The sequence below is a fragment of the Micromonospora sp. CNZ309 genome (genome assembly GCF_002846525.1).
Window position 1 is genome coordinate 862895 of record NZ_PJNG01000001.1, and the last position, 21660, is coordinate 884554.

At 75.3% G+C, this 21660-nt stretch carries 16 protein-coding genes; 7 read left to right on the forward strand and 9 right to left on the reverse strand.

What is annotated here, in order from left to right; genetic code table 11:
• Positions 1 to 658: 658 nt before the first annotated feature.
• Entirely contained in the window at positions 659 to 3514 is a 2856-nt protein-coding gene (locus tag CLT72_RS03170; protein WP_101409432.1) for an AAA family ATPase, read from the reverse strand.
• Positions 3515 to 4909: 1395 nt separating this feature from the next.
• Here CLT72_RS03170 and CLT72_RS03175 point away from each other — a divergent pair.
• Positions 4910 to 6289 (forward strand): AMP-binding protein, encoded by a 1380-nt coding sequence (locus CLT72_RS03175; RefSeq protein WP_101409433.1) that lies wholly within the window; start codon positions 4910 to 4912, stop codon positions 6287 to 6289.
• A gap of 43 nt (positions 6290 to 6332) precedes the next feature.
• On the opposite strand, the gene CLT72_RS03180 is transcribed toward CLT72_RS03175, so the two are convergent.
• A complete protein-coding gene (locus CLT72_RS03180; protein ID WP_101409434.1) occupies positions 6333 to 6800 on the reverse strand; it encodes a cold-shock protein in 468 nt (155 codons plus the stop codon).
• Positions 6801 to 6972: 172 nt separating this feature from the next.
• On the opposite strand from CLT72_RS03180, the gene CLT72_RS03185 reads away from it, so the two are divergent.
• On the forward strand, positions 6973 to 7635 hold the full coding sequence (locus tag CLT72_RS03185; RefSeq protein WP_101409435.1) for a 4'-phosphopantetheinyl transferase superfamily protein: 663 nt from the start codon (positions 6973 to 6975) through the stop codon (positions 7633 to 7635).
• Here the strand turns inward: CLT72_RS03185 and CLT72_RS03190 are convergent.
• On the reverse strand, positions 7632 to 9041 hold the full coding sequence (locus CLT72_RS03190) for an acyl-CoA synthetase (RefSeq protein ID WP_101409436.1): 1410 nt from the start codon (positions 9039 to 9041) through the stop codon (positions 7632 to 7634). The genes CLT72_RS03185 and CLT72_RS03190 overlap by 4 nt on opposite strands.
• Before the next feature lie 218 nt (positions 9042 to 9259).
• Here CLT72_RS03190 and CLT72_RS03195 point away from each other — a divergent pair, with 218 nt between their 5' ends.
• The 5 genes from CLT72_RS03195 to CLT72_RS03215 all read left to right on the forward strand — a co-directional run bounded on the left by CLT72_RS03195 (position 9260) and on the right by CLT72_RS03215 (position 12834).
• Positions 9260 to 9934, forward strand: coding sequence for an HAD-IA family hydrolase (locus CLT72_RS03195; RefSeq protein ID WP_199184457.1), 675 nt, complete (start codon positions 9260 to 9262; stop codon positions 9932 to 9934).
• A 326-nt stretch (positions 9935 to 10260) separates the two neighbouring features.
• On the forward strand, positions 10261 to 11202 hold the full coding sequence (locus tag CLT72_RS03200; RefSeq protein ID WP_101409437.1) for an ABC transporter ATP-binding protein: 942 nt from the start codon (positions 10261 to 10263) through the stop codon (positions 11200 to 11202).
• Positions 11199 to 11936: an ABC transporter permease gene (locus CLT72_RS03205; RefSeq protein WP_101409438.1), complete on the forward strand. Its 738-nt coding sequence runs from the start codon at positions 11199 to 11201 to the stop codon at positions 11934 to 11936. The genes CLT72_RS03200 and CLT72_RS03205 overlap by 4 nt, the downstream gene beginning before the upstream one ends.
• A 252-nt stretch (positions 11937 to 12188) precedes the next feature.
• Positions 12189 to 12434 (forward strand): DUF5988 family protein, encoded by a 246-nt coding sequence (locus CLT72_RS03210; RefSeq protein WP_101409439.1) that lies wholly within the window; start codon positions 12189 to 12191, stop codon positions 12432 to 12434.
• A 19-nt stretch (positions 12435 to 12453) separates the two neighbouring features.
• On the forward strand, positions 12454 to 12834 hold the full coding sequence (locus CLT72_RS03215; protein WP_101409440.1) for a VOC family protein: 381 nt from the start codon (positions 12454 to 12456) through the stop codon (positions 12832 to 12834).
• A 91-nt stretch (positions 12835 to 12925) separates the two neighbouring features.
• Here the strand turns inward: CLT72_RS03215 and CLT72_RS03220 are convergent, their stop codons facing one another.
• Genes CLT72_RS03220 through CLT72_RS03245 form a run of 6 tightly spaced genes read right to left on the reverse strand, consistent with a single transcriptional unit; the run spans position 12926 to position 21645 of the window.
• Positions 12926 to 14662, reverse strand: a complete 1737-nt coding sequence (locus tag CLT72_RS03220) for a hypothetical protein (protein ID WP_101409441.1) — start codon at positions 14660 to 14662, stop codon at positions 12926 to 12928.
• A 6-nt stretch (positions 14663 to 14668) separates the two neighbouring features.
• Positions 14669 to 16111 (reverse strand): VWA domain-containing protein, encoded by a 1443-nt coding sequence (locus CLT72_RS03225; RefSeq protein ID WP_144082168.1) that lies wholly within the window; start codon positions 16109 to 16111, stop codon positions 14669 to 14671.
• A 35-nt stretch (positions 16112 to 16146) separates the two neighbouring features.
• Positions 16147 to 18321, reverse strand: coding sequence for a tetratricopeptide repeat protein (locus CLT72_RS03230; RefSeq protein WP_101409443.1), 2175 nt, complete (start codon positions 18319 to 18321; stop codon positions 16147 to 16149).
• Positions 18318 to 19181 (reverse strand): hypothetical protein, encoded by an 864-nt coding sequence (locus CLT72_RS03235; RefSeq protein WP_144082169.1) that lies wholly within the window; start codon positions 19179 to 19181, stop codon positions 18318 to 18320. Before CLT72_RS03235 ends, CLT72_RS03230 begins: the two co-directional genes overlap by 4 nt.
• Positions 19182 to 19201: 20 nt before the next feature.
• Positions 19202 to 20269, reverse strand: coding sequence for a transporter substrate-binding domain-containing protein (locus CLT72_RS03240; protein WP_101409445.1), 1068 nt, complete (start codon positions 20267 to 20269; stop codon positions 19202 to 19204).
• Positions 20266 to 21645 carry a hypothetical protein gene (locus CLT72_RS03245; protein WP_101409446.1) on the reverse strand — a complete coding sequence of 460 codons (1380 nt, stop codon included), beginning with the start codon at positions 21643 to 21645 and terminating at the stop codon, positions 20266 to 20268. The genes CLT72_RS03240 and CLT72_RS03245 overlap by 4 nt, the downstream gene beginning before the upstream one ends.
• Between the last annotated feature and the right edge of the window lie 15 nt (positions 21646 to 21660).

Consider the following 21660-nt stretch of genomic DNA (forward strand, 5'->3'; position numbering starts at 1 on the left):
GCGTGTGCCGGGTAGGGGTGGAGCGCACCGGGCCGCCGCGCCGGGTGGACCTGGAAATCTTTCGCCGGACCGGGGTTTTCGCCGTACGGTCCGCGTGTTCAGGCGAGTCTGGCACCGGCGCGGGTGTGCGACAACGGGCGCGGGACCCCACCGTTTCGCGCACAAACCTGCGGCTTCCGAACGCATATAGGGGTTGCGCGAATCGCACTGAGGGGTGTCGGCGCCGGCCCGACGGGGGAGGTGGACGCTCCGTGAGGGGCTGGTGTCGGGTGTGCAGGCTGATGGTGTCATACCGGGCTTCCGCACGCACCCCCGCTGGCACGGACAGTGGTGGGAAGCGGACACGCGGCGACGATCGGCGGAGAAGGCCGTCCGGCGTCTCCCGGCCGGGCGTCAGGCGCCGGCAGGAGGGCGTACGCGCCGATGGGGGCAGAGGTTGACGGCAGGTGAACCCGGACCCGGTCCGTAGTGAACGGCCGGCGACGACCGTGCCGTCCCGTGTGGAGGGTCAGCGGCGGCTGACGGCGACGGTGACCGTTGCAGCGTCGGGCCGACGGCGGACGATGAGCGCCGCGGCGTCGGGCCGACGGCCAAGGCCCCGGTGTCGGGTCGACGGTGAGGGTCGCGGCGTCGGGGCCGACGGCCGGGGCCGAGTGCCTCAGCGCAGCCGAGGGCCGGGAGGCCGGCGGTACGGGTCGAGCGAGTCGCGCGGCGGCGGATCCAGCAGCGTCGCGCCGGGCCGGCTCAACCGCAGCCGGCTGGCCAGCTCGCTGCGCGAGTTGACGTCCAGCTTCCGATAGATGCGGGTCAGCCGCTGCTCGATCGCGCTGACCGTCAGGAAGAGCTTCTCGGCGATCTCGCGGTTGGTGTGACCCTGGGCGACCAGGGCCGCCACCTTGGACTCCGCGTCGGTCAGCCCGTGCACCACGACCGTCGTGTCGCGGCGGCCCTCGGCCGCGCCGCTCCTGGCGGAGATGCCGAACCGCAGCATCGGGATGCCGCACTCCTCGGCGAGCTCCCGGGCCGAGCGCGACGCCACGCGGGCCTGCCGCCGGTCGCCGGCCTGCTGGTAGGCGTGGCCGAGGTCGGCCAGGTTGTGCGCCAGCTCCATCCGGTCGCCGCACTGGCGCAACAGCCGCACGGCGCTGCGCAGGTGCGGGATCCGGTCCGGCCCGTCCTCGGTGGCGGCCAGGACCCGCAGGGCGGCGGCCCGGTACCGGACGTGGACGGGTCGCAGCCGGGCCAACTCGTCGCGGACCAGCCGGCCGGCCTGTTGACGGCGGCCCATCCGCAGCAACGCCCGGGCCGACTCGGTACGCCAGGGGATGAGGCCGGAGAAGTCCAGCCGCCAGCGGTTCATCAGCTGTCCGCACAGCTGGAAGTCGGCCAGTGCGGCCTCCGGGCTGCCCGCGGCGAGGGCGTGCATTCCGCGGGCCTGAAGATAGTGCAGGCCGATCGGCGTCTCGAACATCGCCGGCGGGACCGGCGTCTGGAGGCAGGCCGCCGCCGCGTCGAGCTGGTCCATGAAGGTGAGGGCCCGGATCCGCACCGCCAGCGGTATCCCGATCACCACGCCCCAGCCCTTGGGCGAGAGCTGCCCCAGCGCCTCGTCGGCCAGCTTCTCGGCTCGCGAGAGGTCGCCGAGGCGTCCGGCGACGGTCGCCCGCAGGGCCGTGAGCATGGCCGACGGGGTGGGGTAGCGCGGGGCGGCGGGATCGCGGCCCAGCCGGTCGCACCAGTCGTCGGCCAGGTCGAGGCGATCCGCGTAGATGATGGCGATGAGGGCGCAGACGGCGGTCCACATGTTGCGTTCGTCGTCGAGCCCGGTGGTCGACAGCGTCCGCTCGGCCTGCTCGACCGCGCCGACGTCGCCACGGTCGAGGACGGCCGACAACAGGGTGGCCCCCTCGACCCCGCGCTTGACCTTGGCCAACGTCAGGGGGTCCCGTACGGCCATGGTGGGGGCGGGACGGTCGACCATCACGCCGGGGTAGAGGGTCGACATCCAACCCGTGATGATGAGCAGTTCGGCGGCGGACCGCGGGTCGGCGCTGTCCGCCCGCTCGCTGAGATGGTTGACCAGCGCGGCGGCCTCCTCGATCTCACCGTGCCAGAGGAGGTACTGGATGGGGCCGGCGGCCTGCTGGCTGCCGAGGTGCCCGGCGCGGATGGCGCTGACGACGCCGATGAGGTGGGGGAGCGCGGCCTGCGGGTCGAGCCGCCACTCGGCGCGGGCCAGCGCGGAACGGATCCGGGCCCGCAGGCACTCGCCGGCGCAGCCCCGGTGCGCACGGCGCAGGTACCGCAGGGCGATCTCCACCTCGCCGTCGAGCAGCGCCTGCTCGCCGGCGTCCAGCAGGGTCTGCGCCATCCAGGGCTCGGCCAACTCGTCGATCCCGACCAGGTGCGGCGCGACCCGGGCCGGCGCCGCGCCGTCGTCGTGCAGCAGGCAGGCCGCCTCCAGGTGCAGCCGTGCGCGTTCCTCGGCGGTCGTTCCGTCGATCACCGCCTGGCTCACCGCCGGGTGGCGCAACCCCTGCTCGGTGATCAGCCCCGCACTGGTCGAGTCGTCGATCGCGCCCAGCGCGGCCCGCGACCGGGCGTCGACGAGTTGCGGCAGCAGGTTGCCGTGCAGCGGCTCGCCGGTCACGGCGAGCACCCGGGCGGCGTTGAGCACCAGGTGGTCGCAGCGGTACAGGCAGCTCAGCACCGCCTCCCGGAACGACTCCCCGACGGCGGGGTGGTCGGCGGGGCCGGGTGCCACGGCCTGGTCCTCGGCGAGCGCCTGGAGCAGCAGGGGATTGCCCCCGCTGATCCGGTGGCTCTCCGCGGCGATGGTCCGGGCGACCGGGACACCGAGCCGCTGGGCGAGCAGATGGAACGTGCCGTCGGGGCTGAGCAGCGGCAGCCGGATGCGGTGCAGCCTCGCGGGTTGCAGCAGTTCGGCGTGCACTTCCGGCCGCCACGGCCTGGTGCGCGGGGTCTCGGTCAGGACGATCAGCACGGGCAGGCCGGAGATCCTCCGGGCCAGGTAGTCGAGGCAGCGCAGCGACGGCACGTCGGCGTGGTGGACGTCGTCGACGGCGATGACCAGCGGTTCCCGCGTGGTCATCTCGAGCAGGGCGCCACCGATCGCGGCGGTGGTCAGGGCCGTGCCCTCGTCGTCGGTGTCGTCGGCGTCCGCCCAGGCGAGGGCACCCTCGTCCAGCAGCCGCTCCAGCCGGGCCAGGGTGTCCGGGGTGCCGGCTCCGCTCAACGGCGCCGCCCGGACGAGCTGTCGGACGACTTCCAGCGGCACGGTGCGTTCGGCGCGGGACGCACTCGCGCCGAGGACGCGTGCTCCGGAGTCACAGGCCCGCCGGGCGAAGGTCTGCAACAGCGTGGTCTTACCGACGCCGACCGGACCGGTCAGCACGACCACCGTCCGGTTCGTCGACGTGCTCCCACCCCGGAACAGGTCCGCGAGCCGGCCCTCCAGCAGGCTCAGCTGGCACGACCGCTCGGTCAGCTCCATCGACGTGGCCTCCGAGGGAGCGCGCGGTCCGCGGTCACCGAACGGGCCGCCCGAGCTGCGCGGCCCGGGAGCTCGACGAAATCGGAGACCGGCAATTCTTGACCCATTCCATTATTAGCAAATATAGACGACCATCGAATATGGCTGGTGAACATCGACCGACTTGACCGGCCGAGGACTTCGAGTCGCGCCCTTGTCGGTCCCGGCGATAATTCCCCAGCCTCTCCGGGTCGGTCTCCCCTATCGACCACCGTGATGGTGGGAGTATGGCAGTTCGGCAATTGGGCGGCAAGCCGAGGTTTGTAAAGGATGAGCAAACATCGGTTGCGGGCCGCCGCCGGCCTGAGCGTGCCCTCGACGTCGGTTGACAACGGAAAGTCGCCGGGCGGCGTCGCAACGTGACAGAGCGCTCTCGTGACCCCATTGGTTGCGCCTTTCTGGCCCGCCCGGCGATTGGCGGACGCGGTTTCGCGTGCTAGGTGTCTCCGGTTTGCGGCGTCGCCCGCCGTCCCGGCGCGGCCCCGAGCCGTCCGTCCCTCGACATCCGAATCGCGCAGCGTCGATGAGGTCTGCGAGCCCGGTCCCGGTCCCTGGGACGCAACTGTCGAGGCCAGCGCGTAGGCGCTGCTCAACTCAGGGTCAGCGCGGCCGGCACCCGGGGTGCCCACCTGGCCCGGGGCGGGTGCGTCGCGCGTCCGGGCGGATGCGGCGGCGTGTCGGCTCCGCCGGCCCGGCCCGCCGCCGGGATGCTCCCGCCGGGGCCTGGCGGCCGGAAATTGGCGAGGATTCCCGAAATCGTTGCGGAGTAAAGCATCGGGTGCCGCGAAGTGCGACCGCGGACTGCCGGGGGGTGGGGTGGCGGATCGGGCGTGCCGCGAGTCGCGGGGGCGATCGCCGATTCGGACGTTTGGGAAATTCAACGATTATGTTGTTAAAAAAGAATTATGCGGCCCGAGGTCCCGGGTGGACGGCTGCAGTGCGGGCTGGCCGATGGGAAATGCTTGAGTAAGAGTGACCTGCGTCAATGCATTGACATCCTCGAAATATCGCTAGACGAGGTCGCAACCAATTCGGTGGCTGAATGTCCGCAGATGCTGCGACACCGTTGTCCGTCCATAGTGGCGAGGGCCGGAAAGGGCGGCCGCTCCGGCCGTCCCCGGAGTCGGGGCGAAATCCTGTCCTACCTGGGCTGTCGGCCCCGGCAGGGGACCGGGGCGCGGTGGCTAGGGGTTGTGCCGGACGATTGCCCGGCCTAATTTCGGGGCACCCGTTTCCAACATCGGGATAGCCGGATATGGGGCCGTGCCGGTCCCATGACCTGAAGGGCTCTGTGGCCGTCGTGATGTCCCAGCCGCTGCCGCGACTCGTTGACGCCCTCCGCAGGGGATAGCGGAGATGACACTGCTGCCGGCGCTGCGGGGATTCGGCGCGGATCGGGCCGACGCGGTGCGGGTGGCCGACCGTACGCTCTCCAGCGAGGCCCTGCTCGGCTGCGTCAACGCCGTCGCCGACCGGATCCGGGGCGCGGGCGCCGTCGCGGTCGACGGCACGCCGACCCTGGAGACGGTGGTCGGCATGCTCGGCGCCCTCCACGCGGGCGTCCCGCTCGTGCCGCTGCCGCCCGACGCCGACGAGCGCGAGCGGCGCCGCATCCTCCGGCAGTCCGGGGCGACGCTGTTCCTCGGCCGGGACCTGCCCGACACCCACCGGCTGCCCACGGTCCCGGTCGACCTGCGCCAGCGCTCGTCGACGCGGCACCCCGAGCCGTCGCCCGGCGCCGACGCGGTCATCCTCTACACCGGCGGCGCCAGCGGGCCGCCGCGCGGCGTACGCATCTCGCGCCGCGCCATCGCCGCCGACCTCGACCTGCTGACCCAGGCGTGGCGGTGGTGCGAGGACGACGTGGTGGTCCAGGGCGCGCCGCTGTTCCGGGCGTACGGGCTGGTCGTCGGCCTGCTCGGCGCGCTGCGGGTCGGCAGCCGCTTCGTCCACCTCGACCGCCACGCCGCCGCGGGACCGGTCGGCACCATGTACCTGGCGATGCCCGAACAGTGGGCGAGGATCGCGCTGAACAGCCGGTGGGCCCGGTCGCTGGCCGCGGCGCGCGTCCTGATCTCCGCCGACGCCCCCCTGCCCGCCGCCGTGGCCGAGCGCCTCCGGCTGCTGACCTCGCACTCACCGGTGCAGGCGTACGGCACCACGGAGACGCTCATCGCCCTGACCGGGCGGGCCGACGACCGCACCGCCGCCGGTGCCGTCGGCACCCCCCTGCCCGGCGTGCAGACCCGGGTGCTGGACCGCGATGCCCGGCCGGTGCCGGCCGACGGCGAGTCGGTCGGCGAGCTGAGCGTCTGCGGCCCGACGCTGTTCAGCGGCTACGTCGGTGCCGGCCAGGGCTTTCCGGCCGGGCGCTGGCACGCCACCGGCGACCTGGCCAGCGTGGCCGCCGACGGCTCGTACCGGATCATCGGGCGGTGCGGGCTCGACGTGGTGCACAGCCGGGGCCGGCGGATGCACGCCGGGCAGATCGAGGAGGCGCTGCTGAGCCATCCCGGGGTCCGGGAGGCGGCCGTCGTCGGCACGCCGCACCACGCGCTCGGCGAGCAGGTCACCGCGTACGTCGTCGCGGAGGGGCTGACCGCGCAGGTGCTCATCGACCACGTCGGCCGGTACCTCTCGGCCTGTCAACGACCCCGGCGGGTGCACTTCGTCGACGAGCTGCCGCGCAGCGCGCACGGCCGGATCAGGAAGTCCCTGCTGATCGCCGCCGGCTGAGCTGAGCGCGGCAGGCGGGCATCCACCCCGTCGGCCGCCGCGGTCAGCCCTCCACCCAGCCGTGCCGCCGGGCGAGGTCCAGCATGCGGGCGCGTACCGCCACGATCTGCGCCCCGGTCAGATCCGACACGGACGTCACCAGCGCCTCGGTGGTCTCGGCGTAGAAGGCCCGCTCGGAGAGCACGTCGCAGAGGCCCTCGTCGTCCTCGGCCCCGCCGGCGGCGTGTCCGCTGTCCCTGCCGCGCGCGCCGGTGACCGCCACGCCGGCCCGGGAGGGCGCCACCGCGCCGGCCGTCCCGTTCCGCTCCGCGCCGACCACCCGCACCAGCACGGCCTTGGGGCCGCGGTCGGTCCCCACCGCCTCATACTCCACCGGGACGCCGGGCGTCAACGCCCACTTGTCGCCGTCCAGCATGTTCGCGTGCACGAACACGTCGTCGCTGCCGTCGTCCGGGGCGATGAACCCGTAGCCCCGCACCTCGTCGAACCGCACCACCTTGCCAGTGAGCATCGCTTTCCCGCATCCATCCGACCCAAAATCCGCGTGCCCCGCCCGTGGGACCGGGGCCGCCCCAGACTGGCAGCCACCTGCGCGGGCCGGCACCCGTACCCGACCCCTATGGTGCACCGTACCGCCGACGCCGGGGCGGCGCGGGTCGCCGCACCGCCTAGCATCGGCGGACGTGATCGAGCAGATCCTGCCTCCCGCCGTGGCGGTGGCCGAAGCCTTCACGGATCCCACCGGCCTGACCCTGTTCCCCGAGGAGGAGGCGCTGGTGGCCCGGTCGGTGGAGAAGCGCCGCCGGGAGTTCACCACCGTGCGGCACTGCGCCCGGCTGGCCCTCGGTGAGCTGGGGCTCGACCCGGTGCCGATCGTCTCCGGCGCCCGGGGCGCCCCGGTCTGGCCGGGCGGGGTGGTGGGCAGCATGACGCACTGCGACGGCTACCGGGCGGCGGTCCTCGGCCGCACGACGGCGTTCGCCACCCTCGGCGTGGACGCCGAGCCGCACGCGCCGCTGCCCGAGGGGGTGCTCGACGCGATCGCCCTGCCGGTGGAGCGGACGCGCACCGCCGCGCTGTCGGCGGCCCGCCCCACCGTCTGCTGGGACCGCCTGCTGTTCAGCGCGAAGGAGGCGGTGTACAAGGCGTGGTTCCCGCTCACCGGCCGGTGGCTGGACTTCTCCGAGGCGGACATCGTGATCGATCCGGCCGGCACGTTCGAGGCCCGGCTGCTGGTGCCCGGCCCCGTGCTCGGCGGGACCCCGGTGACGGCCTTCGCCGGCAGGTTCCTCGTCGAGCGGGGACTGCTCGCCACCGCGATCAGCATCCCGGCCGCGCGCCCCTAGTCCGCCGTCAGCCTGCTCTTCTGCACCTTGCCGAGGGCGTTGCGGGGCAGCGCGTCGACCAGGCGTACCTCGCGTGGCCGCTTGTGCGCCGACAGGTGCCGGGCGACGAAGTCGATCAGCTCGGCGCCGTCCACCCCGTCGCCCACCACGTACGCGGTGACCTGCTGGCCGAGATCGGGGTGCGGGACGCCCACCACGGCGGCCTCGCGGACACCGGGGTGCGCCAGGAGGGCGTCCTCCACCTCGCCGGCGCCGATCCGGTAGCCGCCGCTCTTGATCAGGTCGGTGGACGCCCGGCCGACGATCCGGTGCCAGCCGTCCGGGTCGACGGTGGCGACGTCGCCGGTGCGGAACCAGCCGTCCGGGGTGCGGCTGGCCGCGTCGGCGTCCGGGCGGTTGAGGTAGCCGTCGAACAGGGTGGGGCCGGCGACCTGGAGTTCGCCCATCGCCGCCCCGTCGGCGGGCAGGACGGCGCCGTCGTCGTCGACGAGCCGCGTACGCACCCCCGGCAGCGGCAGCCCGACGGTGCCCGGCCGGCGCGGGCCGTCCGCCCGGGCGCTCACCGTGATCAGGGTCTCGGTCATCCCGTACCGCTCGACGACCCGGTGGCCGGTGAGGGCGGCGAGGTCCGCGAAGACGGCGGCCGGCAGCGCCGCGCTGCCCGAGACGAGCAGCCGCGCCGGGCGCAGCGCCCGTGCCGCGTCCGGGTCGGCGGCGATGCGGGACCAGACGGTCGGCACGCCGAAGTACATCGAGCCGGTGGCGGCGGCGTACCGCTCGGGACGGGGGCGGCCCACGTGGTGCAGCCCGCTGCCCAGCCGCAGCGGCCCGAGCACGCCGAGCACCAGCCCGTGCACGTGGAACAGCGGCAGGCCGTGCACCAGCAGGTCGTCCGGCGTCCACGCCCAGGCGTCGGCCAGCCCGTCCAGGCAGGCGGCGACCGCGCGGCGGGAGATCACGGCGCCCTTCGGGGCGCCGGTGGTGCCGCTGGTGTAGAGGATCACCGCGGTGCGGGCCGGGTCCGGTTCCGGGTGGACGGTGTCCGACCGGCGGGTCAGGTCGACGGGCACGACCGCGCGGCCCGCGGCCTCGGCGCCGCGCGCCGCGCCGGCCGGGACCAGCAGCGCCGTCGACCCCGAGTCGCGCAGGATGTGGTCGCGCTCCATCGGACCGGCGTCCGGCGGGACCGGTACGACCGCCGCTCCGGCGGTGAGCGCGCCGACCACTCCGACCACGGTCTCCAGGGTCGCGGTGGCCTCGATGGCGACCCGGTCGACGCCGTGCAGCTCGTCGGCCACCGCGGCGGCCAGGCGGCGCAGCTCCACCCAGGACACCGCGTGGTCGTCGACCCGGACGGCGTCCGGGCGTTCGTCGGTGCCCTTCGTCAGCCAGCTCAGCAGCGGCATGGTGCGATCCCTCTCCAGCGGCTCGGACCCGACCGGGCCCGGCCTGGCGCGCCGGCACCGGACGAACGGACGCCCCGGACGCCGGTAGGGTCGGTGCGACGCCGGCGGATCCGGGCGCGTACGCCGCGCCGGCGGGCCCGGGACGACGTCCTGACCGTAGTCGGGGCTCCCCGGGGCCTGCCACCCCTACGGGCGGCGTCGGACGGGAGGTGGCACCGGTGACCGTGGACGCGACACCGTGGGCGGCGGCACCCGGCGGTGTCCGGGCCGTGGTGCTCGACCTCGACGGGGTGCTGGTCGACAGCCTCGCCGTGGCCCGGGAGGCGTTCGCCCTCGCGTACGCCGAGGTGGTCGGCGACGGCGTGGCCCCGGTCGAGGAGTACTGCCGCCACCCCGGCCGGTACCTGCCGGAGGTGCTGGAGCTGATGGGCCTGCCGGCGGCGCTGGCCGGGCCGTTCGTGCGGGAGAGCAACCGACTCGCGCACCGCGTCACCCCGGTCGACGGGGTGCCGGAGCTGCTCGGCACGCTGCGCCGGCGGGGGATCGGGCTGGCCGTGGCCACGGGCCGCAGCGGAGTCCGCGCCCGGGACCTGCTCGGCCGGCTCGACCTGCTGCCGCTCGTCGACCACGTGGTGGGCTCGGACGAGGTGCCCCGGCCGAAGCCCGCGCCCGACATCGTGTGGCGGGCGCTGCGCCTGCTCGGGGCCCGGCCGGGTGAGGCGCTGATGGTCGGCGACGCGCCCAGCGACCTGGCCAGTGCGCGGGCGGCCGGCGTGGTGGCGGTCGCCGCGCTGTGGGGCGAGTCCGACGAGGAGACCCTGCGCGCCGCCGGCCCGGACGTCGTGCTGACCCGGCTCGACGAGCTGCTGCCGATCTGCCCGGCCCGGCGGTGACGGCCCGCGCCGACCGGGTCGGGACGATCGCGTCGGCTCGGCGGTGACGGGGCCGCGCCGACCGGACACCTGCGGTGACCGGTCGGCACCCCTGCCTCCGGGGCGAGTGCGCGGCCGGTACCCCTGTCCCGTGCCGGTTCCCGGTCGGACACCCCCGATTTGTCAACTGATCAGTTGATTGGCGCATCGGTTGGCCGGATGATGTCGGGCGTCGGTCGGCCTGGCGCCGCCCGGCACCGGCCCGTTCCCGCAAGCCGACGCCGCGATCAGCCGAGGGGTCCCGCCCTTCTCGACGGCAACCCGCACGTGAAGGAGGACCACGCCCCATGCCGGTCATCGAAGTCGATCATCTGCAGAAACGGTACGGCGAGAAGATCGCGGTCGACGACGTCTCCTTCACGGTGGAACAGGGCGAGATCTTCGGCGTGCTCGGCCCGAACGGGGCCGGCAAGACGACCACGGTCGAGTGCGTGCAGGGCCTGCGCCGCGCCGACGGCGGCACCATCCGGGTGCTCGGGCTCGACCCGATCCGCGACCGCACCGAGGTGCGGCAGCGCGTCGGCGCCCAGCTCCAGGAGAGCCAGCTGCCCGACAAGGTGCGGGTGTGGGAGGCGCTGGACCTGTACCGGTCCTTCTACCGCAACCGGGCCGACATCGACGAGCTGCTGACGGACCTCGGCCTGGCCGAGCAGCGCAACACGTACTTCCAGAAGCTCTCGGGCGGGCAGAAGCAGCGCCTGTCGGTGGCCCTGGCGCTGGTCGGCCGGCCGGAAGTCGCCATCCTCGACGAGCTGACCACCGGCCTGGACCCGCAGGGCCGCCGGGACACCTGGGACCTGGTCGAGCGGATCCGCGACCGGGGCGTCACCGTCGTGCTGGTCACCCACTTCATGGAGGAGGCGCAACGCCTCTGCGACCGGCTCGCGATCATCGACAAGGGGCGGGTGGTGGCCATCGACAGCCCCGCCGGCCTGCTCACCCGGGTCGGCTCCGAGCACCGGGTGCACTTCCGTCCCGCCGAGCCCGTCGAGGACGCCCTGCTGCTCGCGTCGCCCGACGTGACGGGGGTGTCGCGCTACCGCGACGAGGTGACGGTGACCGGCACCAAGGACGTGCTCCAAGCGGTCATGTCCGTGCTCAACGGGCGCGGGATCGGCTACGACGCGCTGCGGGTCGAGCAACCCACCCTCGACGACGCGTTCGTCTCCCTCACCGGCCGCTCGGGCCGGACCGCCGCGCAGTCCCCGACCGACGGGAGGTCGTCGTGAGCGCCCTGTCCAAGCTGATCGCCGTCGAGACGAAGCTGTTCCTGCGGGAACCGGTGTCGTTGTTCTTCGTCTTCGCCCTGCCGATCGGCCTGATGCTCGTCTTCGGGCTGCCGCAGCGCGCCGGTACGGCCGCCGACACCGGGCAGCACGCCGAGCAGACCTTCCTGCCGTCGCTCGCGTTGGCCCTCACCATCGGCATGCTCGCGCTCTTCACCCTGCCGATGGCGCTCGGCATCTACCGGGAGCGCCGGGTGCTGCGCCGCCTGGCGACCACCCCGGTGCAGCCCAGCCTCCTGCTGGTGGCCCAGGTGGTGGTCAACCTGGTGATGGGCGTCCTCGGCGCGGTGGTCACCGCGATCGCCGTACGGTTCCTGCTGGACCAGCCGGCACCGGCCAACCTGCCCGGGTTCGTGCTGGCCTTCCTGCTCGGGGTGGCGTGCCTCTTCGCCGTCGGCCTGCTGATCGCGGCGCTCGCGCCGTCGGCCAGGGCGGCGCAGTCCATCGGCCCGGCGCTGTTCTTCCCGCTGCTCTTCCTGGCCGGCGCCTGGCTGCCGCGCGACCGGATGCCGGCCACCCTGGCCGCCATCGCCGACTACTCGCCGCTGGGCGCCACGGTGGACACCCTCGGCGCGGCGTGGGCGGGCGCGAACCCGGAGCTGCCGCAGCTGATCGCCCTGGCGGTGACGGCCGTGGTCGGCTCCGTAGCGGCCACCCGGTTCTTCCGCTGGGAGTGATCCCCCACACCGTCGTGGTCGCTACGGGGGCATCGTCGCTGCCCAGGGCCGTTCCTAGGGGTGACCTAAGGGTGTCGGGCGAATGTGATCTGGATTACGTTCGGAGCAGAACGGGCGGCCGGTCACCGGACAAGGACGTTCGACCGTGAAGCGTCCGTTCACCCGGCAACGGGTGTCGTCAGACCTGTGTGGACGCCGCCGCACCACGCGGCGGCCCGTCCAAGGTGTGCGGAATGCGACGGAGGTCGTGCCATGAAGGACGTTTCGCAAGCTGATCCGGTCACCCGGGACGCCGCCGGCGTCATCGACGTCGTCCTGGAGGGCGGCCCCGTCGACCTGCCGGCGGACCTGCGCAGCCGCCGCGTGGCCAGGGCGGAGGAGAAGATCAAGGTCCTGCACTACGGCGGGTACGAGCACTTCGAGCGGGGCGCCGCCCCGGGGGCGCTCGACCTTCCGGTGGTCTTCCGCTGGACCGGCCGGACCCGGATCGCCGAGTAGGGAAGGGCGCAGCAGTCTCATGAGGGCACAGGACCACCGGCCGGGGCCACACCTGACGGTCAGCGACACGAACGAAGCCATCGCCTTCTACACGGACGTCTTCGACGCCGTCGCGATCCAACGGGAGTGTCTGCTCGACGGGCGTGTCCTGCACGCGGAGCTGGCCGTCGGCGGCCACCGGCTGACCGTCAGCGAGTGGTACGAGGCGGGCACGGCGTCGGCGGTCGAGAGCCGCGACGACGTGCTGACCATCGAGCGGACGGACCCCGAGTCGGTGCTGCGGCGGGCGGTGGCCGCCGGTGCCCGCGTCGAGACGCCGGCGGACCCGTCGCGCCAGGTGACGCTTCGCGATCCCGCCGGCCTGTGCTGGGCCGTCGTGGGTCCGCAGCGGGCGGCGTAGGCGAAGCTTCCACGCCCGCCGCGGTGGGCCGAGACCGTGACAGGGCCCGCGCACCGAGCGCGGGCCCTGCTCGCTGTCGCCGTCGCCGGCGTCATCCCCGTGCCCGCGCCCGGTGGGCGTTGCGGGTGCGTACGGCGAAGAAGAGCGCCGCGGCCCGGCGGACGTCCCCCGGCCGGCGCGGGTCCGTGGCGATCCCGTGCAGCAGGTCCCGGTCGGCCCGCTCCGCCGCCAGCGTCGTCAACAACGAGAAGCACTCCCGCGCGCCGTCGCGGCCGGCGGGACCGTCCGGGCCGGCGGACCAGTGGGCGAGCAGCGCCGCCAGCACGTCCGCCCGGAACGACGGCGTGCCGGCCCCGGCGGTGCCCCGGCCGGCGAGCAGGTGCCCCGCGGCGATCGCCCCGTCGGGTCGCGTCAACCGGGCGCGCAGGAACGCCGGGGCGACGGCCGCCCGGCTGATCGCCTGCAACGCCACGAACCGCGTTGAGCCCGTGTTCATCAGCGTCACCCACTCGTCCGGCCGCCAGTCGCGGGCGAGCGGCCCGGCCGCCAGGTACTCCACCAGGCTGGGCCAGACCGAGGTCAGGGTGTGCCGGTCGGCCCGGAAGAGGTCGGTGGCGAGCAGGATCTGGCGTACCCGCGCGGGCCAGTCGGGCAGCACCGTCGCGGGGGGAGCCGGGGCGTGCGCCGCCGACCAGTCGACGACCGCCGACACCGGGTCGCCTCCGGCGACGGCGGCGGTGGCCGCCACCTCGACCAGATCCGTGTGCCGGGTGTCCAGCCAGGCGGCGACCGCCTCGCCCCCGGCCGGATGGCGGCGCAGCGCCTCGCGGGCGGCGTCGAGGCTGTCCCGGCCACCGCGCAGCAGGGCACGCACGAACTCGTCGAGCAGGGCGGCCGGGCCGGGCTGCGTGGCCGCCTCCGCCTGCCCGCCCTCCCAGACCAGCACCGCGACGGTGGCGGTGAGCGGATTGCGCACCGGGTCGGTGATGCGCTGCGCGTGCGTCCAGTCCAGGAACCTGCGGGCGGTGCCGCCGTCGGGGAACCAGCGGGCCGCCAGCAACGCCACGTCGGCGTCGGTGAAGTGCGCCAGATGGTACGCCGGGTAGCCGTCGCCCAGCACGGCCAGCTCGTCCTCGGCCAGGTGCCGCGTGGTCACCAGGAGCCGCCAGGGCCGCGGCGCACCGGCCGGGCCGGGGGAGCGGGCCAGCTCCGCGAGGCGGTTGAGGACGACGGCCCGCTCGTCCGGGTCGGCGACGGCGTCCAACGCGTCGACGCAGACCAGCCACCGCCGGCCGGGGACGGGGGGCCGCTCGACGTCGAGCGGCGCGCCCTCCCGGGGGTACGCCTCGGCGAGCGCGGCGGGTAGCGGCTGGTGCACCAGGGCGGACGCCGGCAGGCTCACCAGCACCGGCCCGGGCGGACAGCGCCGCCGCCGGCCGCGCCCGGCCAGCCACCGCCGCGCCGAACGGGCGCTCTCGTAGCGTACGAGCGCCGTCTTGCCACTGCCCGGCTCCCCGATCAGCAGCACGTCGCCGTCGCCGGTGAGCAGGTCCGCGACGTCCACGCCGTCGCCGGACGGCGCGAGCCGCGGCACCGCCCGGCGCGGCACGTACACCTCGGACAACGGCTTGACGTAGCCCCCGAAGCGGTGCGGGTGGACGATGCCGGCGTCCGCCTCGCCGCGCCAGACCGGGCGCAGCGAGGCCCACCAGCCGTGCCGGCCCCGGGCGTGACGGTGCAGGGCGACGCCCGCGGTGGCGAGCGCGGTGGCGAGCGCCACGGTGCCGCTGACGACGCTGGCGACCTTGTCGGAGACGTCCAGGTCCATCGGCGGTCAGGACCGGCCGGCGCCGGGCCGGTCGGCCGACAGGTGGTGCGCGCCGCACCCCTCGCAGTACGCGCCGGTCTGCTCCTCGTCGCAGTGCCGCCACGGGGCGGGCGGGCCGGTCGGCGCGGCCCGCTGCGCCGGCGGCTCCTGCGGCCCCCACCGTGACGTCCGGTGGGCCACGACCAGGGAGGACTGCGTGAGGCGGACGTCGACGTCGGGCTTGAGCCGGACCCGGCCTCCGGCGGCGTCCAGGACGTCCACGACGCGGGCGAGCAGGGCGACGTCGTCGTCGCGGCCCGTGGCGTGGGCGAGCGCCACCGCGCGCCCGAGGTGCTCCTCGGCCTCCGGCACCCGACCCGCCCGGGCGGCCGACAGCCCCCGCTGGACCGCCGCCGCGTAGTCCTGCTGGCGGGTGTAGTACGCCACGCTCTCGTTGATCTCCGAGTACCGCAGGGCGTCCTCGGTCCACTCCACGGTGAGCGGCACCTCGACGGGCGCGGCGTCGGCACCGGCGTGCACGCTCAACCAGCCGACGCGCCGACGCGCCCCGGGCGCCATCGCGTCGACCTCCAGCGCGACGTGGTAGTCACGCTGGTCGTGCGGGCTCCACGCGCCGACGGGGTAGTCGGTGGACAGCTCGCCGGCCGGCTCGCCGCGCCCGCTCAGGTCGGCGAGCGCCGGGTGCACCTGCTTGACGAAGCGGACCCGGGCCAGCCCGGTGGTGCGTACGCGCAGCCGCACGTCGGGGACCCGCCGGGACATCGCCCGGCCCAGCACCGCCCGGAAGTCGTCGGCGAGCCCGGTGAGGTCCTCCACCGGCACGACGGGGTTGGCGCCGAGCGCCTCCGCGATGCCCAGCAGCTCCGCCGCGTCCCAGTCGTGTACGCCGTCGGCGGAGCCGATGGCGCGGCAGTCGACGGTGAACCGGCCCACGCAGTCGTCCACCGCCGCCCGCAGGTCGGCGGGGCGCTGGGACTCGTTGCGCCCGTCGGTGAGCAGGATGACGTGCCCGATCGCGTCCGGTCGCGTCGCCAGCAGCTGGCGGGCCAGCAGAAGCCACGTGCCGATGGCCGTGCCGCCGTGCGGGGTGACGTGCCGCAGCGCCCGGCGGGCGGCGGCGCGGGTGCCCTCGTCGGCGACCGCCAGCCGCCGGTCGCCCGGGTAGACCATGGTGGCGTGCGCGGTGCCGGAAACCACCGCGAACGCCACCCCGTCGGGCAGGGCGTCGACGGCCGCCACCGTGGCCTGCCGGGCGGCGCGCATCTTGGCCTGCGGCGCCCCCATCGAGCCCGACGAGTCGAGCAGGATCACCTCGGCCAGGTCGTCGTGCCGGACGTCCGGGTGGGCCGGTTCCTCGCCCCGGACGGTGGCGACGACGTCGAGCACCGCCCCGTCGGCGGGGACGCACTCGGTGTGGTGCACGCGCAGCCGCAGCGGCAGGTCGTTCACGGGGACCTCTTCTCCGTCGGGGCCGGCGGCCGGGGTCACCACCACGTCACCGGCCGGTACGCGTTGGCCAGCTCGACGAGAGCGATCCGCTCCCGCCGGTCGGCGGTGCGTCGGGCGCGGGAGCGGCACCGGCGCTCGAACGCGCGGCGCAGGGCGTCCTCGTCGAGCCGGTGGCCGAACAGCCGCCGGTCGTCGTGGCGCCCCTCGGTCAGGTCGCAGTCCAGCGCGATCCGCAGGATGTGCGCCTCCACCTCCTCGCGTTCGCCGAACGGGGGCAGCTTGTCGACGATCGCGGCGGCGTCGAGCGCGGCGTCGAGCCGGCGCCCGTCGTCCGGCGCGTCGAGCAGGATCCGCACCGCGCAGGTCACCGCCACCGTCGAGGCGCGGGAGGACTCCGGCACCCGCAGCAGGGCGTCCGCCGCGCTGCGCGCGTCGGCCGTCGCCAGCAGGCAACGGGCCAGCCCGAACGCCGCGCCCACCACGCCCGGGTCGGCGTCCCACACCCCCCGGTAGTGGTCGGCGGCCGTCCGCGGGTCGCCGTCGAGTTCGCAGGCCACCGCGTACGCGAGCCGGGTCGACACCTCGCCGGGCAGCCAGCCGTAGACCTGCTCGAAGTGGCGTCGGGCGGTGGCGGTGTCCCGCCCCACCAGGGCCACCAGGCTGCGGTGCCACCACAGCGCCCAGTCCCGCAGGTCCTCGGGGAAGTCGGCGAGCAGCGGGCCCGCCTCGGCCACCCGTCCGGCGGCGAGGTGGGCCCGTACGGCGCGGTAGGTGACCTGTGCGGTCCGCTGCGGCGCGGTCTTCAGCAGCTCGATGAGTTCGGCCGGGTCGGCGGCGCCGAGCGAGGCGAGGAACCCGGCGGCGGGGTCGGTGCCGTCGACCAGGGGCACGGGCAGGCCGAGCATGATCTCCACGACGTCGAGGGCGGCGCGGTCGGTGTGCAGCGCGAACGCGCACGTGGACGGGCTGAACAGGGTGGAGCGGGTCGGCCTGGGCACGCCGTCGGTGGCGGAGCCGACCTGCCGGCGTACGCCCCGGACCTGCTCGCGCATCTCGGCCGCCGAGGCGAACCTGTCCTCCGGCTCGGCGGCGGTGGCGCGCGCGAGCAGCCGCAGGAACGGGTCGAGCCGCGCGGGCACGGGCAGCCGCAGCAGGTCCGCACCCGGCGGGATCCGGGTCACCTCGGTGGAGCGGGGCGCCAGGGTCAGCGCGGCGAGGGTACGCCCGACGGTGTAGAGGTCCGACCGCACGCTGGGACCGGCCGGCCCGAGCCGCTCCACCTCCGGCGCCGTGTAGCCCACCGTGCCCCACGCCGGGCCGACCGTGTTGTCGATGCGGCGGGCCGCGCCGAAGTCGACCAGCTTGATCGGGTCGTTGGTGCCCTGGCCGCCGACGCGCATCACGTTCTCGGGCTTCAGGTCGCAGTACAGCCAGCCCTGGTCGTGCAGGTACTCGAAGGCGTCGAGGATCTGCACGGCGTACCCCAGCGCCTGCGCCACGTCCACGGCGCAGGACCCGCCGCCCGGTCCGGCCGTGCTGCGCGCCTCCTCCAGGGTGCCGCCGTTGACGTACTCCATCACCAGGTAGCCGCCGTCGCGGTCGGACTCGGGCCGCAGCGCGTGGGTGATGGTGACGATCCTCGGGTGGTTCAGCGCGATCAGCGCCTGCCGCTCGGCGACGAACGCCGCGACGGCCTCCCGGTCCTCCGGGTTGCGCTGTCCCTTCAGCACCCGCCAGGCGCCGTCCATGTCCTCGTCCCGGGCGAGGAACACCCAGCCGACGCCGCCGTTGCCCAGGCAGCCCTCGATCCGGTAGCGCCCGGCGCGCAGGTCACCGTCGGCCAGCGGCGGGGTGAAGGAGTAGCGGGTGCCGCAGTCGGGGCAGAACCCGACGACCCGGGGCAGCCGGGGGCCCCGGTGCCGGTGGCACCTCGTGTTGCCGCAGTAGCGGGAGTGCTCGGGCACCACCGCCTGCGACACCACCGCCGTCAGGGGATCGTGGGGCCGCGCGGTCGGCAGCACGGCCGGTCGCTCCCACGGCCGCGACGTCGTCCGGGGCGGTCGCGGATCGGCCTCGGGCGGCCGGACCGCCGCGCCACCCTCGTGGGCCCCGCCCGCGCCGAGGCACTCGTGGCCCCACAGCCGGCAGAACCCGTCCTCGTCGACGGCGCCGGGGCAGTTGCGTTGCGCGCAGTCGCGGTCCACCGTCATCGCGTACCCCCGTTCACGGCCCGCTGGTAGGCCCGCACCGCCCGGCTCGCGTCGGTCAGCGCGAAGGCGTCGGGTCGCAGCGCGGCCAGCGCCTCCCGGTAGGCCCGCTCGACCTGCGGGTGCTCGGCCCGGCCCTCGTCGGCGGCCTTCTGCCGGTACGCCTCCAGCCGCCCGGTCAGCTCCGCGTGGCAGCCGCGGCGCAGCCGGCGCCGCGCGGTGTCGGTCCGCTCGACCGCCCGGTCGACGGCGGCCCCCAGCGACCCGTCGTCGCGTTCCGGCTGGACGTCGCCGCGCCACCACTGGCCCCGACCCGCCGCCTCGGCGGCGCCGAGCCGGTCGAGCAGCGCGTCGACCGCGAGCGCCGCCACCGGGTCCGTCCCGTCGCCCAGCCCCTCCGCGGCGGCCTCCGCCGCGAGCCGCCGCAGCCGCTCGACCGAGGAGCGCAGCCGCTGCGCCCGCACCGTCAGCCGGTCCCGGCCGTACGCGTCGACGATCCGGCGGATCCGGGCCACGTGCTCGCGGGCCGCGACCAGGATCTCCTGGACGCTCATCGCCTCCACGGTCACCGGCTCGCCGGTGGCCGCGGTGAACCGGACCTGGCACGGGTCGGCCAGCAGCCGGGCCAGCGCCTGCGCGCCCGCGCCCGTCGGCTCCTCGACGCCGTCGAGGTCGTCCACGAGCCGGTCGAGCGCCAGCGACAGGCAGCCGAGCCGGTGCAGCAGGCTCCGGGCCTCCTGCGCGGGCGCGGCGGCCGGGCCGTCGGGCTGCCGGAAGGCGTCCGTGATCAACTGCTGCACGTCGAGCAGGTGCTCGCAGACCCAGGCGTGCGCGGCCAGGGCGGCGTCGAGGCGTTCGCGCACGGCCATTCCCCCACCGCCCATCAGTCGGCCGGCGCGGGGTCGGGCGGCGGCCAGGCCGTGGTGGCCGGCCCGGGCGAGGGCATGCCCCGGTCCCGGTGGCCGGCGAGCCACCGGTCGTGGGCCTGCTGCCACACGGTCGCCGTACGCGGCTGCGCCAGCACGTGGTTGACGAACGCGACCAGGTCCCGGCCGTCGGTCAGGCGGAACGCGAAGGCGTGCGGCTCGTCGGTGAACCAGGTGCAGTCCTCGTCCCGGTGGTGCTCGCAGGAGCGCCGATCCTCCCGGGGTGCCTCGGTCACCAGGGTCGTGTCCGGGGCCATCCGGGCGAAGCCCAGCAGGATGTTGTCGTCGGTGCTGACGCCGTCGACCTGGCCCTGACGCAGCATGACCAGGCAGTCGACCGGGTGCGGGGCGTGCACCGGGACCGGCCGCAGGCCCCCCGTGGTGCGGTAGCCGGCGATCATCGCCAGCGAGGTGGTGTTCGCGGCGGCGCAGACCCGCCGGCCGCCGAGCTGTTCCATGCCCGCGAACTCGGGCGTGCCGTCGGGGCGCTTGCGGACCAGCACCGTCTGCCCGGAGTCGAGGTAGTCGTTGGAGAACAGCACCAGCCGGGCCCGCTCGCAGGAGGCCGTGAGCGACGTGGCGACGACGTCGATCTCACCCTTGTCCAGCATGGTGAAGGCGCCCTGGCCGGGCGGCACCGCCTTGAAGGTGAGCCGGCTGCGCGGATCGTCGGCCGGCCAGAGGGCGCGGGCCACCGCCAGCATCAGCTCGATGTTGAAGCCCTCGAACCGCTGGCTGCTGGCGTCCCAGTGGCTCATGGTGGCGTCGGACGGGTCCACGCCCGCGACCAGTTCGCCCCGCTCGAGGATCCGGCGCGGGGGCGTCGGGTCGGGCGGGAAGCTGCGGCGTACGGGGCAGACCCCGCCGGTCGCGTCGGTGGTCGGCGCGGTCGCCACCCCCGGTGGCCGGGCGGGGGGCGCGGGAGCCGGCGTCGCGGGGGCGGCGCACCCGGCCAGCGTCGCCAGGAGCGCGAGGAACGCGGCCCGGCGTCGGGTCCGCGTGGCGGTCCGCCGGGGTGCGGTCACTGGTACTCCCGGTGGCGCTGGCGCAGCCCGGCGACCACACCGGCGGCGGCGAGCAGGGTCACCCAGGCGGCCGCGCCGCCCAGGTGACGGCGCGCCTCGGGCAGGTCGTCGACCATCCGGGAGACCTCCTCGTTGCGGGTGGTCAGTTCGGTCAGCAGGTGCCCCTCGGCGGCGACGAACGCCCGGCCCGCCGATCCCTCGGCGAGCACGGTGTCGACCGCCGCGCGGAACGCGTCGGGGGTCTTGATCTGCCGGGCCGGCCAGACGTCCTCCTCCAGGTCGGTGCAGTCGATCCGGTCCGGTGTCTCCCGCCCGGCGGCGGGGGCGAGGCAGAGGTCCCGGCTGTCGAAGTCCGCCTTGTGCCCGGCCGGGTCGACGCTCGCGCCGAGCCCCAGGTAGACGTCGGCCCGGCCGGCGAGCAGGGCGCCGAGCCGCTGCTGGGTGGCGCTCTGCGCGTCGATCGCCCGTTCCAGCTCCGGGAACCCCCGGTCGGCGTCCGGCCAGTGCCACCACGAGGAGACCAGCATGGCCAGGACGGCGGCGGTGCCCACCGAGGCCAGCAGCAGGCCCGCGTTCAGCCGGCGCCGGGTCCGCCGGCGCAGCCACACCTGGACCGCCACCAGCGCGGCGAGCGCGGCCAGCGGGACCAGGATCGAAGCGGCCAGCCACGGGCGGGCGTCGGCGCGGGCGTCGAGCAGCAGCCTGGTGTCGTAGTTCCACAGGCCCTGGGCGGCGGTGAGCAGCTCGGTGGACATGTAGTGCGACGCCTGGCGCGCGTACGCGGAGGCGAGCACCGCGCGGGCCGCCGGGCTGCCCGTCCCGGCCTGTTCCGTCGTGGCCGGCGGGCAGGGACGCCGGTTTCCCGTGGCCGTCGCGGACAGCGGACCGGCCACCCGCAGGGCGGCGCACACCACGTCGCGGTAGACCTTCAGCCGGGCGGCGATCGTCGCCAGTCGGGTCAGGCGGGCCGGGTCGCCCACGGCGTTGCCCATCGAGTCGGTCAGCGTGCGCTCGACCTCGTGCACGGACGCGTCGTAGGCGGCCACCAACGAGGCCCGTCGGTCCTCGGTCGGTGGGAGCAGGAATACGGCGCTGGCGGCGACGTCCGCGTCGGCGAGGCCCTGGTAGATCTCCCGGGCGGTCGTGCTGGTGCCCACGGCGGTCGCGGCGGAGCGTTCGCCCAGCGTGGTGGCCGACGGGCGGGACTGCACGGCGACGACGGCGGTGGCGGCCAGCGCGGCGAGCAGCACGGCGCCGCTCAGCACGATCAGCGCCGGGGTCGTCCGGAGGACGTCGCGGAGCCGGCCGCTGCCGGCCGGGCGCGCCGGCCCGGCGGACCGGTCGGCCCCGGTCTGGTCCCCCGTGTGCGACGCCATGCCCGTCCTCCCGCT

Coding starts and splice junctions, on each gene's coding strand:
- CLT72_RS03215 (WP_101409440.1), top strand. CDS start 12,454: ATGAGGGCACAGGACCACCGGCCGGGGCCACACCTGACGGTCAGCGAC.
- CLT72_RS03175 (WP_101409433.1), top strand. CDS start 4,910: ATGACACTGCTGCCGGCGCTGCGGGGATTCGGCGCGGATCGGGCCGAC.
- CLT72_RS03220 (WP_101409441.1), bottom strand. CDS start 14,662: ATGGACCTGGACGTCTCCGACAAGGTCGCCAGCGTCGTCAGCGGCACC.
- CLT72_RS03190 (WP_101409436.1), bottom strand. CDS start 9,041: ATGCCGCTGCTGAGCTGGCTGACGAAGGGCACCGACGAACGCCCGGAC.
- CLT72_RS03200 (WP_101409437.1), top strand. CDS start 10,261: ATGCCGGTCATCGAAGTCGATCATCTGCAGAAACGGTACGGCGAGAAG.
- CLT72_RS03210 (WP_101409439.1), top strand. CDS start 12,189: ATGAAGGACGTTTCGCAAGCTGATCCGGTCACCCGGGACGCCGCCGGC.
- CLT72_RS03245 (WP_101409446.1), bottom strand. CDS start 21,645: ATGGCGTCGCACACGGGGGACCAGACCGGGGCCGACCGGTCCGCCGGG.
- CLT72_RS03180 (WP_101409434.1), bottom strand. CDS start 6,800: ATGCTCACTGGCAAGGTGGTGCGGTTCGACGAGGTGCGGGGCTACGGG.
- CLT72_RS03230 (WP_101409443.1), bottom strand. CDS start 18,321: ATGACGGTGGACCGCGACTGCGCGCAACGCAACTGCCCCGGCGCCGTC.
- CLT72_RS03170 (WP_101409432.1), bottom strand. CDS start 3,514: ATGGAGCTGACCGAGCGGTCGTGCCAGCTGAGCCTGCTGGAGGGCCGG.